The 15,793-nt window shown below is 42.2% G+C and carries 13 protein-coding genes; 6 read left to right on the top strand and 7 right to left on the bottom strand.

Going from position 1 to position 15,793, the window contains the following annotated elements:
- Positions 1-55 precede the first annotated feature (55 nt).
- Positions 56-946: a LysR family transcriptional regulator gene (locus ACZW67_RS10785; protein ID WP_465183249.1), complete on the bottom strand. Its 891-nt coding sequence runs from the start codon at positions 944-946 to the stop codon at positions 56-58.
- 83 nt (positions 947-1,029) lie between these two features.
- Between ACZW67_RS10785 and ACZW67_RS10780 the strand changes: the two genes are divergently transcribed.
- The 3 genes from ACZW67_RS10780 (at position 1,030) to ACZW67_RS10770 (ending at position 4,819) form a co-directional block, all read left to right on the top strand.
- On the top strand, positions 1,030-1,956 hold the full coding sequence (locus ACZW67_RS10780) for a DMT family transporter (RefSeq protein ID WP_465183248.1): 927 nt from the start codon (positions 1,030-1,032) through the stop codon (positions 1,954-1,956).
- Positions 1,957-2,394: 438 nt separating this feature from the next.
- Positions 2,395-3,336, top strand: coding sequence for a LysR family transcriptional regulator (locus tag ACZW67_RS10775; RefSeq protein ID WP_197102675.1), 942 nt, complete (start codon positions 2,395-2,397; stop codon positions 3,334-3,336).
- A 166-nt stretch (positions 3,337-3,502) separates the two neighbouring features.
- The gene (locus tag ACZW67_RS10770; RefSeq protein ID WP_465183247.1) at positions 3,503-4,819 is read left to right on the top strand and encodes an NAD(P)/FAD-dependent oxidoreductase; all 1,317 of its coding nucleotides are present in this window, start codon (positions 3,503-3,505) and stop codon (positions 4,817-4,819) included.
- Between the two features lie 359 nt (positions 4,820-5,178).
- On the opposite strand, the gene gcvA is transcribed toward ACZW67_RS10770, so the two are convergent.
- Positions 5,179-6,108 (bottom strand): transcriptional regulator GcvA, encoded by a 930-nt coding sequence (gene gcvA / locus ACZW67_RS10765; RefSeq protein ID WP_465183246.1) that lies wholly within the window; start codon positions 6,106-6,108, stop codon positions 5,179-5,181.
- A 170-nt stretch (positions 6,109-6,278) separates the two neighbouring features.
- On the opposite strand from gcvA, the gene ACZW67_RS10760 reads away from it, so the two are divergent.
- On the top strand, positions 6,279-7,055 hold the full coding sequence (locus ACZW67_RS10760; RefSeq protein ID WP_465183245.1) for an SDR family NAD(P)-dependent oxidoreductase: 777 nt from the start codon (positions 6,279-6,281) through the stop codon (positions 7,053-7,055).
- Between the two features lie 118 nt (positions 7,056-7,173).
- On the top strand, positions 7,174-7,371 hold the full coding sequence (locus tag ACZW67_RS10755) for a cupin domain-containing protein (protein ID WP_465183244.1): 198 nt from the start codon (positions 7,174-7,176) through the stop codon (positions 7,369-7,371).
- Positions 7,372-7,429: 58 nt separating this feature from the next.
- Here ACZW67_RS10755 and ACZW67_RS10750 read toward each other — a convergent pair whose 3' ends face one another.
- The 5 genes from ACZW67_RS10750 to arcD all read right to left on the bottom strand — a co-directional run bounded on the left by ACZW67_RS10750 (position 7,430) and on the right by arcD (position 14,026).
- Complete coding sequence (locus tag ACZW67_RS10750; RefSeq protein WP_465183243.1) at positions 7,430-8,251, bottom strand: alpha/beta fold hydrolase; 822 nt, start codon at positions 8,249-8,251, stop codon at positions 7,430-7,432.
- Positions 8,252-8,898: 647 nt separating this feature from the next.
- Positions 8,899-9,852, bottom strand: a complete 954-nt coding sequence (gene arcC / locus ACZW67_RS10745) for a carbamate kinase (RefSeq protein WP_465183242.1) — start codon at positions 9,850-9,852, stop codon at positions 8,899-8,901.
- Between the two features lie 249 nt (positions 9,853-10,101).
- Entirely contained in the window at positions 10,102-11,112 is a 1,011-nt protein-coding gene (locus ACZW67_RS10740; protein ID WP_465183241.1) for an ornithine carbamoyltransferase, read from the bottom strand.
- A gap of 89 nt (positions 11,113-11,201) precedes the next feature.
- Positions 11,202-12,446 carry an arginine deiminase gene (gene arcA, locus ACZW67_RS10735; protein WP_465183240.1) on the bottom strand — a complete coding sequence of 415 codons (1,245 nt, stop codon included), beginning with the start codon at positions 12,444-12,446 and terminating at the stop codon, positions 11,202-11,204.
- A 143-nt stretch (positions 12,447-12,589) separates the two neighbouring features.
- Positions 12,590-14,026, bottom strand: a complete 1,437-nt coding sequence (gene arcD, locus ACZW67_RS10730; protein WP_465183239.1) for an arginine-ornithine antiporter — start codon at positions 14,024-14,026, stop codon at positions 12,590-12,592.
- 683 nt (positions 14,027-14,709) lie between these two features.
- On the opposite strand from arcD, the gene ACZW67_RS10725 reads away from it, so the two are divergent.
- Positions 14,710-15,783 (top strand): HlyD family secretion protein, encoded by a 1,074-nt coding sequence (locus ACZW67_RS10725; protein ID WP_465183238.1) that lies wholly within the window; start codon positions 14,710-14,712, stop codon positions 15,781-15,783.
- Positions 15,784-15,793: the final 10 nt, after the last annotated feature.

Below are 15,793 nucleotides of genomic sequence, written 5' to 3'. Positions count from 1 at the left end.
ATTAAATTAAAATCAACTAAAACCCCGATTTTCACATAGCCGCTGTATTCTCGTCTTAATGTGTCAGTTTTCCCTTTTTTAATAATTGTCCGGCCATTTTTATGAATGCCTGTGCAGCAGGAGAGGCTTGGCGTTTACTGTGGAGTGCTAAACCAATCGTTCGTTTGTATTGCGGCGCTAGTTGTCGAACCACATAGCCATCGGTTGGTAACGCTTGAGGGAGTGCTAATTCAGCAACGAGGGCAACGCCTTCACCTTTTGAAACCAAGGTAATTGTCGTCATCAGTTGTGTTGTCCTGTAGCGAATATCAGGGATCAGATCCTCGGCTGCAAATAGCTTGGAAATAAGTTGCGCTGAACCTGCTTCGGTCAGAATAAAAGGAACCTGACATAAATCTTGAAGTACAATTTTATCTTTATTTGCCAATGAATGTGTTTTGGGAATAAGGGCAACCATTTGATCTTCAATCAATGCAAAAGTATCAAAATTCTCATCTGGAAGCACTACAAAGCCAACATCAACACGTCGCTCTTGTAACCATTGCACGACCTGTTGGTCATTTCCTTCATCAACACGCACCTCGATATTGGGAAATTGCTTACGGTAACTATCTAGGATATCAGGAAGTAAGCGCAAAGAGGAAGTGGGACCGAAAGAACCAATACGCAGACTACCCAGCTGCAACCCCTTAATATCAGCAGCTTCTTGGCGTATGGTCTCAGACAACCCCAGTATTTCTCGAGCGCGGGGTAGTAATCGAGTGCCAGCGACAGTCAATTCTGCCTGTGACTTATTACGCTCGATAAGACTGACTCCTAAGTCCTCCTCGAGTTTTTTCAGTGCGTGCGAAACAGCTGACTGACTAATACCTAACTGTTGGGCTGCCAAGGTAAATCCGCACAGCTCTGCAACGACCACAAATATTTCAAGTTGGCTAAACGTCATGATCTTTTGCTCATTTTACTATGACTTAACATTAGTGAAATACTATAGCACATATCAGGTTAACTCTTATATTGAGAGACATCATGCAACCAATTAGCAATACCTCTAACGACTTGGCTTTACCCTCTATCTGGCCAATCTATTTCAAACTTATCTTAGTCGCCTTACTGTGGGGCGGGACTTTTATCGCAGGGCGTTTACTGACGGAATCGCTTTCACCTTTAATGTCAGCGATAGGCCGCTTTGGTCTGGCAGTATTTATACTCATTTTACTCACTATAAAATTAGAAGGTAGGCTACCAAAGCTATCGCTCAGGCAGGTCGCGATCACCTTCGCTCTCGGCCTTACTGGAATATTTACCTATAATCTGTTCTTTTTTACGGCGCTCTCTGAAATGCCAGCCTCCCGTACAGCTCTATTTGTTGCATTTAATCCTATCGCGACGGCGGTACTAGTTTCCCTTTTATATCGAGAAAAATTTTCATTGCAGATGTTGCTTGGGATCTCTTTGGCGGTATTGGGCGCACTAACCGTGATCAGTAATGGTCATCTACTTACCGTGATCCAAGACAGTGGTCAGGCTTTTGGCCGTGGTGAATTGTCAATGCTCTGCGCGGTAATCAGTTGGGCTATCTATACCGTCGTGGGACGGAAAGCGTTGCTTGGTTTATCACCTTTAGTGTCAACGACTTATGCCGCTATTTGGGGATTGCTATTGTTGTTAATGGTATGGTTGTTCAATCCAAACGTGCAGGTGCTACCTGAGTTAAACTGGAAGATCGGTGCCGCTATTGGCTATTTGGCGGTATTTGGAACCGTTATTCCTTTTATTTGGTATTACCAAGGAATCAAAACGATTGGCGCGGCGCAAACGTCAGTTTTTACTAACTTTGTTCCGTTATTTGGTGTGTTGCTCGGCGCTTTGCTACTCAATGAGCAGATATCCTCTTCGATGTTACTCGGTGGCGCGCTGGTGATAACTGGAGTGGTTTTGACAAATCGGCGTTAAGAAAAGTGGTGAATACCCGCATATTGAAATGATAAATATCAAGCGGTGTTGATAATACCTTATTCAAACCCATAAGCGCCTCACCTAGATAAAAACATGTGATCGAAAAAGCCTTTCAAGCTATGAAGTATAAAGCTTGAAAGGCTTTTTTTGTGTTTTCAGCATTAGGCTGCATAACTAAAATCTACCAAATGAATTTTTACAGGTTTGACAGCATAGGTTAAAAAACTAATAAATTGATTGGATATTAACAATCTTTAAAATGTTTTTTTAGAATTATTACAGCATATTTATTATTCACAACTTAAAGAACATAAGCAGTACAGAGGATTTAATGGCACAAATTGATTCCAAATTGGAATGGCGTTAGTTTCCTAATTATTAAAATTGAGTTAAGATCGAAAAAGAAAATAATGGTCATAGGTACTGGAGTGCTGTATGAGGAAATCTCTTCCATTTATGAGTTCTTTAGTCTTTTTTGAAGCTTCAGCTAGGTTGGGGAGTTTTACTAAAGCCGCTAAAGAGCTCTGTGTTACGCAGAGCGCGGTTAGTAAAAAGATTGGACTTTTAGAAGAGAGTTTAGGCTTTGAATTATTTGCTAGGGAACCAAGACAGTTGATCCTGACTGAAGCTGGGGAGGAGTTTTACAATGAAACGAAAAGTGTTCTGCATCAAATGTATGAAAGTATTAATAGAATAAAAAGATATGCTGATACCAATACAGTTACTATTACCTGTACTCAGGCAGTGTCTCACTACTGGTTATTCCCTAGAATAACTCGCTTTAATCTAAAGCATCCAGATATTGCTATCAACATTTATGCATCTAATGCCATCACCGAAGCTACCTGCACCCAATTTGATCTGGGGATTTTAAATGGCACTGATGATTGGAAGGCTGATTTTCATAGTCATCTTCTATTTTTTGAAAGGATCTATCCGATATGCCAATACGAATACCCTATAGATAAACTATTGACTCCCGAGGAGATTCTGGACCAAAAATTGATTCACCTCGATCCTTCGGATTGGAAGTGGCCCACCTGGATTGATTGGTTTGCCAGTTTCGGCATTGAATTTAAGATTCCGAGTAATGCGCAGCTTTTCAATCAGGTAACCCTTGCTTTAGAAGCCTCTAGGCAGGGCATGGGCATCGGGCTTGGATGGGAGTTCATGACCGAACAAATGCTGGATAGACATGAATTGAAACGTGTCAGTGATGCATTTTATGCACCAAATATGGCTGACTTTCTGGTTTATAGGAAGTCAAGAGAGTTATCTGATGCAGCTAAGATATTCCGCGATTGGCTATTAGAAGACGTATCAGAATCTCAAGGGGATGCGATAACATTGGATAGTTTTTCCAGCAATTCATCATAGCCTACTTGTGTGCTAGCTTGCCGATATAAACAGTATTTTTATTGTTTTACCGTTTGCTAGATTTTAGTGCGATTCCAAATTGGCATGGGTGTGTTCGAAATATTCGTTTGTTACATAGAGAGAGACTCTCTAATATCACTCTAAATACTTATTCTGGAGTGAATAGATGAAAACATTAAAACGATTTCCTGCAGTGGATGGTTCACTGGGGTGGTACGAGAGCATGCCAGTCCGACGAACTCATCCTGTTAAGCAGGTCACTAAAAATCAGTACTTTGATTATATTGTTGTTGGAGCAGGTTTTACCGGGTTATCAACAGCCGGCCGTTTAGCAGAACTTGAGCCTGATTCTAAAATAGCAGTTGTAGATGCGTTAATGGTAGGTCAGGGGACTTCTGGACGAAATGCTGGATTTATTATTGATCTTCCTCATAATTTAGATTCGAGTGAGTCGAGTGTACTTGCCGATACTCATATTCGGGAACTGAATTGTTTTGCTATATCAAGATTGGATAGAATTCGACAAGAGCAAGGAGATAATGTTTACTGGAATCAAGTTGGTAAATATATGGCTGCTCATGAAGAAAAACACTTTAAAAATTTGGATTCTTTCACAAAAACATTAGATTCGATTAATTCAGATTACGAAATTGTAGAAGGGGCCGACTTAGCATCTCGTCTCGGAACTGGATACTATAAAAAAGCTGTTTATACAAATGGTAATGTCTTAGTTAATCCGGCTGCGTTAGTGGTTTCTGTTGCTAAAAACTTACCTAACAATGTGGAAATTTTTGAAAAATCAAAAGTTACATCAGTCGATTTTAATCTAAAAAAACTCTATTTTGATAATGGTGTATTGACTGCTAATACAATTATATTGGCAACTAATTCATTCACGGAAGAGTTCGGTGGCTGCAAAAATAAATTAGCACCTGTTTTTACCTACGCTAGCTTAACCAAACCACTAAATGAGGATGCACTTCATAAATTTAAGAAAGTTTCTCCATGGGGAGTTACTTCTGCCCACCCAGCTGGTACAACGGTTCGTTTTACATCTGACAACCGAATACTGATTCGTAATTCATTTGATGTTTTACCTGATTTGCTCAGTAATCAAAAAATGATTGATGAAGCTAAAGTACATCACCGCAGCTCTTTTATGGCACGTTTCCCTTCTTTGGACGCTATTCCCTTTGAATACAGTTGGGGAGGAATGTTGTGTATGACTATGAATCATGAACCTGTTTTTAGTGAGTCTTACCCAGGGGTTTATGCAATAGCTGCAATGAATGGTGTGGGTATAGCAAAAGGTACTTATCTTGGTTATTACATGGCAGAGATGATTAAGGGTAATAAAAGCGAGGATTTAGACTTTATTTTAAATAACTCCAATCCAAGCTGGGTGCCCCCCGATCCTTTCAAAACTATTGGAGCAAGAGTACGACTGTCGATTGAGCAGCGTACTGCCAAGGGCGAAAAGTAGTAAAATTAAAACCTGCCCCCTGCTGTCAAATCCGTACAGGTAAACTTGGGAGATTTTAGTTATGCAGTCTGATGCTGAAAGCTAAACCGCATTTGTCTTGATGGGCTTTCTGGTGACACTAATCTATTAGCAGGCATTGGCTATCAAAGTATTGCAAAGTTACATGAACAAACCTTCACTCCATTTAAGAAACCTGGTGGTGGTCAATTGTTATAGAGATGCAAAATTAAACGCTACCTTATTAAATAAAGTCGCTAACTTGGAGTGAAAGCTTACGGGGAGTCAACGTGTTTAACCACAGAGGTTATCTTTTACTCTGATAAATATCTTCTTTATTGGAGCGTATTTTTATAAAAATATTACTCACTTTTAAAAGCTTGATTTTCTACCTCTTTGAAAAGCCAGTTTTTAAATGCTTGTACTCTTGGCAGCGCCGCGCATTCGGGACGGTAAATAACATAATACGCCAAAGGCGATTCAAAATAAATATCAGGAAACAACCTAACTAAGCGCCCAGCGGCTAGGTCATCTTTAGCCATTACACTGCGCGCTAATGCTACGCCGTGGCCGTCAATTGCTGATTGTAGTACGGCAGCAGAGTTATTGATTTGAATGCTTTTAGTGATCAGAGGACCTGTAACACCGGCTTTTTTTAACCATGATGACCACGACGGAAAACTGGTATGGGCATCCATTGATTGATCGTGTATCAGGGTTTCGTTCAATAGTTTGTCAGTCGTGGTGAAGCGGGTTGGATCTTCTAGAAGTGTAGGTGAGCATACTGGGTATACTTCTTCATCCATTAGTTTTTCTGCGCCCAAGCCTTGCCAATTACCTATACCAAAGCGTATGCCTATATCTATACGCTGAGAAGCAAAATCAACCGGTTTTAAATTTGTATTTAAATTTACATTGGTTTGCGTACAAATGGCTTGAAAGTGATGAAGCCTAGGCAATAACCACTTAGCGGCAAAGGCAGGGCTTACTGCAACCGTTAATACGCCGCTTATGGCATTGTCTTTTAAAATATCTAGCCCTTGGGCTAATTTATCAAATCCTTCTTGTATCAATGGCAGGGCACTTTGCGCAGTTTCGGTCGTTATAAGCCGTGTTTTACCAGAGCTCATTCTGTGAAACAGCGGCGTATCGAGCCACTCTTCTAATGTCTTTACCAGTTGCCCAACCGCTGCGGGGGTTACGTTTAGCTCGTTAGCAGCCGCTGAAAAACTCTGATGTCGTGCACTGGCTTCAAAAGCTTTTAATGCATTGAGATGTATAGGTGATTTCATACGGTAAACTTTTTCTTTATTAACGGCTCAGATTATCTCGTTTGTTAAACAAAGTAAATAAGTTAAAAATACCTCCTAAGCCAAACAACTCGTCAACTGCTTGAAAGGCAATTTGATATTTTGTTTTATTGATACAACTAATGCAGCGCGAATGGGCGCTTGGAGAAATAATGATGACTGAGCAATTTTCAGGTAAAAAATTACTCGTTATTGGTGGCACTAGCGGAATGGGATTTGAAACGGCTCGTTTAATCTTAGAGCAAGGCGGACAAGCCGTTATCGTCGGCCACCGTAAAGAAAAAGCCCAAGCGGCAAAAGAGCAACTATCAGCTTTAGGTATTGTAGAGGTTTTAACAGCCGATTTAACGAGCGATGAAAGCGTGCAAAACTTAATTAACACTATTTCGCAAGATCACGCAGACGTAGACTTACTGGTTAATGCCGCTGGTGTTTTTGCCCCTAAGCCATTTTTAGAGCACGAAGCAGCTGATTACGATAAGTACATGCAAATTAACCGCGCATTATTTTTTATTACTCAAAAAGTAGCCGCTAATTTAATATCAGAAAAACGCTCTGGCGCCATTGTAAATATAGGGTCTATGTGGGGCAAGCAAGCCATTGCCGCTACACCATCTTCAGCGTATTCAATGGCAAAAGCGGGCTTACATGTGCTAACTCAGCATTTAGCAATGGAATTAGCGGCCCATAATATTCGCGTTAATGCGGTATCGCCAGCAGTTGTACAAACGCCAATTTATGAAGGGTTTATCCCGAAAGCAAAAGTAAACGATGCACTGCAAGGCTTTAATAGCCTTCACCCAATTGGCCGTATAGGTACGTCACAAGATGTGGCAAACACTATTGCATTTTTATTAAGTGACAAAGCGGCTTGGGTAACGGGTGCTGTGTGGGATGTTGATGGTGGCGTAATGGCAGGACGCAACTAATAGCAATGGAACAGAGTGTTTTTTAGATGCTCACGCGCAATTAAAAAGTGCTTAATGAGCGAAAGTTTATAGAGCAATAACATACTGTTATTGCTCTTACTTCATTTAGGTTGGATAAATGCGAGTCAACTCATCAGATTTTTTACAGCAAGCCTCTCTGCTATCAATTAAATATAGTTGGCAAACAACATCTCAAGTTAGGGTCGAGCGAGTAATGTTATACAGAATAGGCGGTGAAAAAGCCAGCGCAACGAGCATGGTACGCTACGCGTCAGAGTCCACTTTTCCATACCATGATCATCCTGTAGTGGCCTAATAAATAAATTTGAACGGTGGATGGATTTGACGACAAGGGTCACCATGCCAATCGTACTTTAGCTTAGAAACTGGTTGATATGCTCGCCAATTTCATCAGGCTTCTCATCAATTAACCAATGAGCGACATCTTTAATCCAGACAAGCTCTGCGTTTGGAATCGCTTCTGCTAGCTTTGGTGCATATTCCGGTTTTTGGAAAGGATCTTTATCACCCCACATGATGAATGTCTGATGCGGAAGATTGCTAAGTTCGTCAGTAATGGCCTGAGTATATTCTTTGTTCAACCGTCTGAGATTGCGAAAAAAGGCATGCTTGCCATCTTCAGTTGACCAAGGTTCAAGATACATCTCAATAAGCTCATCAGTCATGACGCTCTTATCATATACACCTTTTGGCAGGAAGCCTCGCATCATGCTCAAAAAGTCCTCTAGACTCATCTCCGACTCAGCACCAGGTTCCTGTAGCGGCTCAAAATCTGGGATAGGCCATGAATCGAAGCAGATGCTATCTATCAAAACAAGCTTTCGAACTTTCTCTGGATAATTGACAGCTATCAACTGAGCAACACCTCCACCAATATCATGCCCAACAATATCTGCTTGCCGTGCACCTAAGACATCCATGAGTTTTACAATCATGTTGCTTTGCGCATTAATAGACACATCTGCGCTTTTTGGTTTTGCAGATTTCCCATAGTTGAGAAGGTCGGGAGCGATGACCCGATGTGTTTTTGCAAGTTGTGGAATAATATTTCGCCACATGAGGTTATTGGTTGGAATCCCGTGCAGCAGGATTATTGGACTACCTGAACCCTGTTCCAAAAATGCAATCTTATGCCCGTCAATGTAGGTATGGTTTTCTGTTATTTGGGTGCTCATAGCATCCTCCTAAAGATGAATATTAATAATCATGAAATCGTTCTACGGAAAGGGGATACAGTTTTTGTCAGCTAAGACAAGCCAATAACCGACCCCAACGTTATAATAGTAATGTGAAGGAATTCTTCAGGAAGTATATGGTCTCAGCGATCAACGGAAACATGGCTATCAAAAGCATCACAAACTGTGTATGGACTTTTATTTATAAAAATCTTGGTCTCATCACACTGTTCATTCTTCGTGCTTAGTCAAAATCTTAATGAAACGGCTTTATTGAAATAACGCGACTCTACCAAAAACTGTCGTACTGAAGGTCGTACCGAAGTTAGATAAACCAACCTGATGAAAGTGATATTAATCATACATCAATAACAAAAGTATTATGGCTTCGGCCGTTATAGGTTTGTACCTCAACCGTTGGTAGTTTGTTGAAAGGTGTGAGAGATTTATAGTGTTAAGGCCTAGCTTAGATTTAGAAAACGATCTCCAGTCCTAGCCACGGCAATAGATATCGAAATTAAAAACCTTGATATTGAGAAGAAAAAATTAGCAGATACCGTCAAATCTGAGCAAACTGCTAAGCCGATTACTTCAGGAACGACTCAAAAAATATTTTATATCTTAAAACGACAGATTAAATTGAGGAGTTATGCTGTGTTTTTCGGAGATACAGCGGCATACGTGAGGCCTTCATACTCCGTTGAAACACGAGTACCGCCACCTACTTCAAGTGTCTGAGCAATATTGGTCAGTGAGCCGATGATGGCGGTGTTTCCAGTCGCACGCGCAAACTCGCAAGCCGCTGCAACTTTTGGTCCCATAGAGCCCGCAGGAAGATCAAGCTCACTTAAAGCATCTGGATGCGCCTGCAAGATGCTTCGTTGTTTGTCAGTCCCAAAGTCTGTATAAACATACGCCACATCTGTGGCAATCACCAATAACTCACATTCAAGGCTACGGGCAAGTAAGGATGCGCACAAATCTTTATCGATTACTGCCTCGACCCCTTGCAAACAGCCATCTTCATCAAATGCCGTTGGGATACCACCTCCGCCTGCACAGATCACAATCGCGCCTTTTTCAAGCAGCCACTGTATGGGTTTCAGCTCAAATATCTTTTTGGGCTTAGGGCTTGCAACCACTCGCCTAAAGTATTGACCATCGGCTTTAACAACCCAGCCTTTTTGCGCACTTAGCTTTTCTGCTTGCTCTTTTGAGTATACAGGGCCAATAGGCTTGGTTGGGTTGTTAAAAGCAGGGTCTTTACGGTCGACTTCTACTTGAGTGAGTAGGGTAGCAATGGATGAGTCTCTCGGCAGGACATTCCCAAGCTCTTGCTCGATGATGTAGCCAATCATACCTTCTGTTTCTGCACCCAAAACGTCTAATGGATAAGTATCGACTTCAGTGTAAGCCGCGCCTTGCAACGCAAGCAAACCGACTTGAGGGCCATTACCGTGAGCAATGACTAACTCGTTACCCTCCGTAATCTTACTGATCTGCTCAACGGCCGTCTTGATGTTTTGGCGTTGGTTTTGAGCAGATAACGGCTCTCCACGTTTTAATAAAGCATTACCACCTAAGGCAATTAGTAACCTCATGATATTTCCCTACGCATTGTCTTCAGTTAACGTCATATCAGGGCGTGTCTTCATTTCAAAAATAGTGATAAAAATGAGATAAATGGCAGTCAAACAAGAAAAATAGCGCAGATAATATCGAGATATTAGTCAGCTATTTGACGCCGTTTGGCAAGATTTAGCCACTTTTAACCTATTTAGATGACTATCGATTGAATTGAGGGCACGCCCCAGTAGCCCACGCTGCAAATGGCATACATTCGGTATATGTTAGATATTACCAAGCGCAGAGACCAGAACGGCTTTAATCGTATGCATACGGTTTTCGGCTTGCTCAAATGCGATGTTGTAAGGGGATTCAAATACCTCTTCGGTCACTTCGATACCGTCTGCGAGCTGTGGGTATTTTTCAGTGATTTTTTTACCAACCTCGGTATCTGAGTTATGAAAAGCGGGCAAACAATGCATAAACTTCACTTTTGGATTGCCAGTGGCTTTTATCAGATCCATATTGACTTGATAAGCCATTAGCGCATCGATTCGCTCCGCCCAGCTCTCAATAGGCTCACCCATCGATACCCATACGTCGGTATGAACGAAATCAACGTCTTTTGCCGCCGTTTTTACATCTTCGGTGATGGTAAGACGCGCACCTGATTCTTTGGCAAAGTCTGCACAAGTGGCCAAAAAGTCTGCTTCAGGCCATAAGTCTTTAGGGGCACAAAGGCGTACGTCCATACCCATCTTAGCGCCCATTAAATATAATGAGCGGCCCATGTTATTACGCGCGTCACCAAAATAAGCATATTTAATCTGATGGATTGATTTGTCAGTATGCTCACGCATGGTCATTACGTCTGCTAGCATTTGTGTGGGATGAAACTCATTCGTTAGGCCATTAAAGACGGGAATATCCGCATATTCTGCTAACTCATTGACAATCTTTTGACCGAATCCGCGATACTCGATGGCATCATACATACGGCTCAACACACGAGCGGTGTCTTTCATGCTTTCTTTGTAGCCGATCTGTGATGAGTTTGGGCCAATAAATGTCACATTGGCACCTTGGTCATATGCCGCTACTTCAAAAGCACAACGAGTGCGGGTTGAGGTTTTCTCAAAGATTAGAGCAATGTTTTTGCCTAAAAGATGCTTTTGTTCTGTGCCTGAGTATTTTGCTCTTTTTAAGTCACGAGCCATATCCAAAAGATACGTAAGCTCGCGTTCACTATGATGCATAAGACTCAGTAGATCACGGTTGTGAAGATTGAAACTCATGATGGTTCCTTAATTTTTAGTATGTGTTTATTTTGGATGGACTATTACTGTATTTGGCACCGCTATGAGCAGGTAGGATTCAACATGCTCTAATCCGTTGGATCGCGAATGATAGGGCAAGTCATGCAGTGACCACCACCACGTCCACGGCCCAGCTCGGAGCTTGGAATCGTAATCACTTCAATGCCTTGTTTGCGCAGTAACGTGTTGGTATAAGTGTTGCGGTCATAAGAGATAACAACCCCTGGCTCAAGGGCAAGAACATTGTTACCATCATCCCATTGCTCACGCTCAACTTCGTAGCTATTGCCGCCTGTTTCGACCACTCTTAATTTATTGACCCTTGCAGCTTCTTCTACCACTTTCAAAAAATGCCTGTCATCTTCGCGCACATCTATACCGTGTGGCTTGCTTTCGTCAGGACGGATATGAAAGGTCGTAATATGATCTGTCACTGCCGGAAACACGTTGACCAAATCAATGTCGCAAAACGTAAACACGGTGTCCAAATGCATCGCAGAACGTTGCTTAGGTAGGGCCGCTACGATGACATGGTCAACCGAACCATCGATGAATAAAGTCTTAGCCAGTCTGGTAATCGCTTGTTGTGACGTTCGCTCACCCATACCAATCAGCACGGTTTTGTTGCCGATAGGCATGACATCACCACCTTCTAAGCTACAGCCGCTTAAATCTTCTTCAGTATCATCCATCCAAATTTTGAAATCAGCGCCTTTAAAGTCTGGATGAAATTTATAAATAGCAGAAATAAGAAGCGTTTCTTGCTGGCGAGCGGGCCAGTACATCGGGTTAAGCGTCACACCGCCATATATCCAATTTGAAGAATCGCGAGGAAACTGAGTATTGGGCAGTGGTGGCAATACAAACTCAGTCGTACCTGACAGTGCGGATAATTTTTTGAGTGACGCCCCAATATCATTCGGTAACTCTTCAGTGGTGACACCACCAATTAAAAATGAGGACAGTTTCTTGTGCTCAAGTTTGGTCAACCAATCTCTAACTTCGCCAGCCAATAAAGTACCGACGTGATTATCAGTAATTTTGTGATCCATAATCCACTGCATGGCATCGTTATTATCAAGGGTTTGTGCGAGCAGTTGATGCATCTCAACCACCTCAATATCGCGATCTCGCATCTTTGTGACCATATCATAATGATCACTTTTGGCCTTGCTAACCCACATGACATCATCAAACAATAAATCATCGCAGTTTTGCGGTGTCAGTCTTTGATGGGCAAGACCTGGAGAACACACCATAACTTTGTGTAATTTACCGACTTCTGAATGAACACCTAAAGATTTGTCAGACATTTTTGTATCCTTATGCGGTTTGGGTGCAAGTATCTCACCACTGTTTAGAGGACGAACAATCTAAAAAAGCAACTGATGTGACGATTACGACGAACGGATTTTCTGGTGATTACAACGGTAAGGCGTTTTATTTAATAGGGTCACTACAAGCTTAACGTACCGCTGTAGAGGCCATAGGCTGCATAGATGGCACTGACAGTAATGACTGCAAGCACCACTTTTTCGGCTGCATTGAACAGCTGATGCTTGTGCTCTCTGCGTGCTTTTATATAGAGAACCACACCAGGAAGATACAACAAAGCGGATAGTAAAAAGTACTGAATACCAGCGGCATACAACAGCCAAATACTATAAAACAGCGCGGTTATCCCAATAATAATATCTTTTGTGGCGCTTTCGGATGGTTTGTAGCCCTCTTTGCGATAGGCCACCAAAAATCCATAGGCAGCAGAAAAGAAATAGGGAATCAAAATCATGGAAGTGGACAGATAAAAAATATTGTTATAGGTGCTTTTACTAAAGTAGGTGATGACTAAGAATAGCTGTGTCGCTGCAGAAGACACCAATAGTGCATTTACCGGTACATCAACGGCATTTGTCTTATAAAAGAACCTCGGCATGGTTTCGTCTTTGGCGGCAACAAATAAAACTTCGGCACAAAATAGCGTCCAAGCCAATAAACCACCGAGTAGCGAGACGACCAAACCTACTGATATAAAGGTCGCGCCCCACGGGCCAATGGCATACTCTAGCAAATAAGCCATCGACGGGTTTTTCATCGCTGCCAGCTCAGGGAGGGATCTAACACCCATCGCTAAAAAGTTAACCAGCATTAATAGCACTAACGTAAAAATGAACCCCAATACGGTGGCTTTGCCAATATCAGAGCGTTTTTTGGCGCGTGCAGAATAGACACTGGCCCCTTCAATACCAATAAATACCCATACCGTCACCATCATCATGTTTTTAACTTGATCAGGAACTGACCCTAGATCCGTCTCTCTGCCCCAAAAGTCGCTATTAAAAAGATCCATATTAAAGACCGTAAAAATAATGACAATAAAGGTGAACAGCGGTATCACTTTGGCGATCGTAATCAACGTATTGACTGAGGTAGCCGTCTGGATACCTTTGGTAATCATGAAGTTGTATGCCCACAATAATACAGAGGCACCCACCAATGCCGTTAGGGTATTGCCATCTCCAAACACATTAAAAAAATAACCCAGCGTACTAAATATCAGCACGTAGTAACTGACGTTGCCCAACCAAGCAGAGAGCCAGTAGCCCCATGCAGAGTTGAAGCCCATATAGTTACCAAAGCCTGCCTGCGCGTAGGCATAGACCCCACTATCAAGTTCAGGTTTGCGATGTGCTAAATTTTGGAACACGAAGGCAAGCATCAGCATACCGATGCCAGTGATGATCCAACCAATCAAGGACGCACCAGGGCTTGCGGTTTCAGCGATGTTTTGCGGTAATGAGAATATACCGCCGCCTATCATAGAGCCTACGACAAGGGCAATGAGTGCAGTAAAGTTTAGATTTTTATCGGATGGATTATGCGTTGTTTCAGACATGGTGACGACCTTTTACTCTCTAATTGAGAAATATATGAAAGCAACAAAATAGATATAGCCTTGAAGATTATTTAAAAACATTGTTTAATATATAAAAACCCCATAATATTAGCATGGATTATTATATATTTGCTAGATGAATGATTTTTGCTTGTAATTTCTATGTGTCTATATCAACTAAACAGCCGTGATATTTGACGGCAAAGGTATTTTTCACGGCATTATTTTTTGTAAAAGCTATAACTCAGATAGGCTAAAGCTCATAAGGTTAGATTTTTTGGAACGTATGATGATTGAGAATAGATTCAGTTTCTGATGGTTTATTGAGGTGGTATCGAGTACCATAACCACAATAAAATTATGGATTTATTGGTATTTCTGACTAGGTCGTGTCCTAATCGGCCCAATATCCGATGAATCAACTGTATTGCCGAACACCTTATATACATTACTCAGCATCCTGCATTAGCGTAAAAAGTGTCTTGTGCTCACAAAGCGCTAATATTGCCCGTCATGGTGATCGACACGAGGTGTGCTTGATCTGATTTCCTACACTCAACACGCCCTATACTAAAAATCATTAAAATTTTTAAATTGAGGACATGCCCTAATACGGTTAAAAGACGTATGGGTTGGTTATTTTTTGTTTTATTTCTGCATATAAATAATATATAGGAAGCGTTATGAAAAAAGCATGGGTTTTGATTCTATTGCTTGTCGTGGCCGCCGCTGCTGGTTGGTATTACTGGCAACAGCAGCAGCTTGCACAAGCCCTGCCGCTAGGAATAGTCAGCTCAAACGGTAGATTGGAGCTTGAGCGGTTTGATATTGCTAGCCTTTATCCAGGTAGAGTCGAGCAAATGCTGGTGGCGGAAGGAGAGGATGTCGAAGTCGATCAGCTGCTTGTGAAGCTGTCTTCCTCACAAAGCGAAAGTCAGTTAGTGGCGGCACAGGCAACCGAGCAGCGCGCACATGAAATGGTGTCGCAGGCACGGGCGGGTCGTAAGCAAGGAGAGAAGGCAATGGCACGTGCCAACGCCCAAATCGATGCGCAGATTGAACAGCAAAAAATAGCCAAAATGGAGTTGGATAATGCCCGCAAGATGCGCCGCGAAGATTTGGTGTCAGACTCAGAGGTGACCAAACGCCAAGCGGCATATAATGGCGCGGTTGCGGTCGTGCAAGCGGCGAGAGCAGCGTACGCAGAAGCACAGGCAGCTGTTCAACAAATCGATGCTCAAGTAGCGGAAGCAAATGCTGGCGTCAATCAGGCCAAAGCTCAAGAAAAATCTGCCGCTTCGATGAATGACGATATGTTGATACGCAGTCCTAAAGCTGGCCGTGTGGAATACCGAATTGCCGAGGTTGGTAGTGTGATTGCAGCAGGTAGCAAAATGGTCAGCCTGCTAGATACAGAGGATGTGTCTATGACTCTTTTTTTACCTAATGGGCAGATGAGTGGCTTACAAGTCGGTAATGACGCGAGAGTCGTGCTGGATGGTCTGGATAGTGTGTGGCCCGCAAAAGTCTCGTTTATTGCATCACAAGCACAGTTTACGCCCAAGTCAGTGGAAACACAGAACGAGCGCGAAAAGCTCATGTTTAAAGTGCGTATCAAATTACCTGTGGCAATAGCCAAAGAATACAAAGGTCTACTCAAAGGCGGCATGACAGGTAATGGTTATGTGCGTAGCAATACCGACGTAGTATGGCCGAGTAACCTTGCTATAAACCTTCCCAAAAAAGGCCAATCCTAGTTTCTCATGT

It is taken from the genome of Psychrobacter sp. TPE 89C, from assembly GCF_055522395.1.
The sequence above is the reverse complement of the archived record's forward strand: the minus strand, read 5'-3'. Positions and strand labels throughout refer to the sequence as shown.

Coding starts and splice junctions, on each gene's coding strand:
- ACZW67_RS10785 (WP_465183249.1), bottom strand. CDS start 946: ATGACGTTTAGCCAACTTGAAATATTTGTGGTCGTTGCAGAGCTGTGC.
- ACZW67_RS10780 (WP_465183248.1), top strand. CDS start 1,030: ATGCAACCAATTAGCAATACCTCTAACGACTTGGCTTTACCCTCTATC.
- ACZW67_RS10775 (WP_197102675.1), top strand. CDS start 2,395: ATGAGGAAATCTCTTCCATTTATGAGTTCTTTAGTCTTTTTTGAAGCT.
- ACZW67_RS10770 (WP_465183247.1), top strand. CDS start 3,503: ATGAAAACATTAAAACGATTTCCTGCAGTGGATGGTTCACTGGGGTGG.
- gcvA (WP_465183246.1), bottom strand. CDS start 6,108: ATGAAATCACCTATACATCTCAATGCATTAAAAGCTTTTGAAGCCAGT.
- ACZW67_RS10760 (WP_465183245.1), top strand. CDS start 6,279: ATGATGACTGAGCAATTTTCAGGTAAAAAATTACTCGTTATTGGTGGC.
- ACZW67_RS10755 (WP_465183244.1), top strand. CDS start 7,174: ATGCGAGTCAACTCATCAGATTTTTTACAGCAAGCCTCTCTGCTATCA.
- ACZW67_RS10750 (WP_465183243.1), bottom strand. CDS start 8,251: ATGAGCACCCAAATAACAGAAAACCATACCTACATTGACGGGCATAAG.
- arcC (WP_465183242.1), bottom strand. CDS start 9,852: ATGAGGTTACTAATTGCCTTAGGTGGTAATGCTTTATTAAAACGTGGA.
- ACZW67_RS10740 (WP_465183241.1), bottom strand. CDS start 11,112: ATGAGTTTCAATCTTCACAACCGTGATCTACTGAGTCTTATGCATCAT.
- arcA (WP_465183240.1), bottom strand. CDS start 12,446: ATGTCTGACAAATCTTTAGGTGTTCATTCAGAAGTCGGTAAATTACAC.
- arcD (WP_465183239.1), bottom strand. CDS start 14,026: ATGTCTGAAACAACGCATAATCCATCCGATAAAAATCTAAACTTTACT.
- ACZW67_RS10725 (WP_465183238.1), top strand. CDS start 14,710: ATGAAAAAAGCATGGGTTTTGATTCTATTGCTTGTCGTGGCCGCCGCT.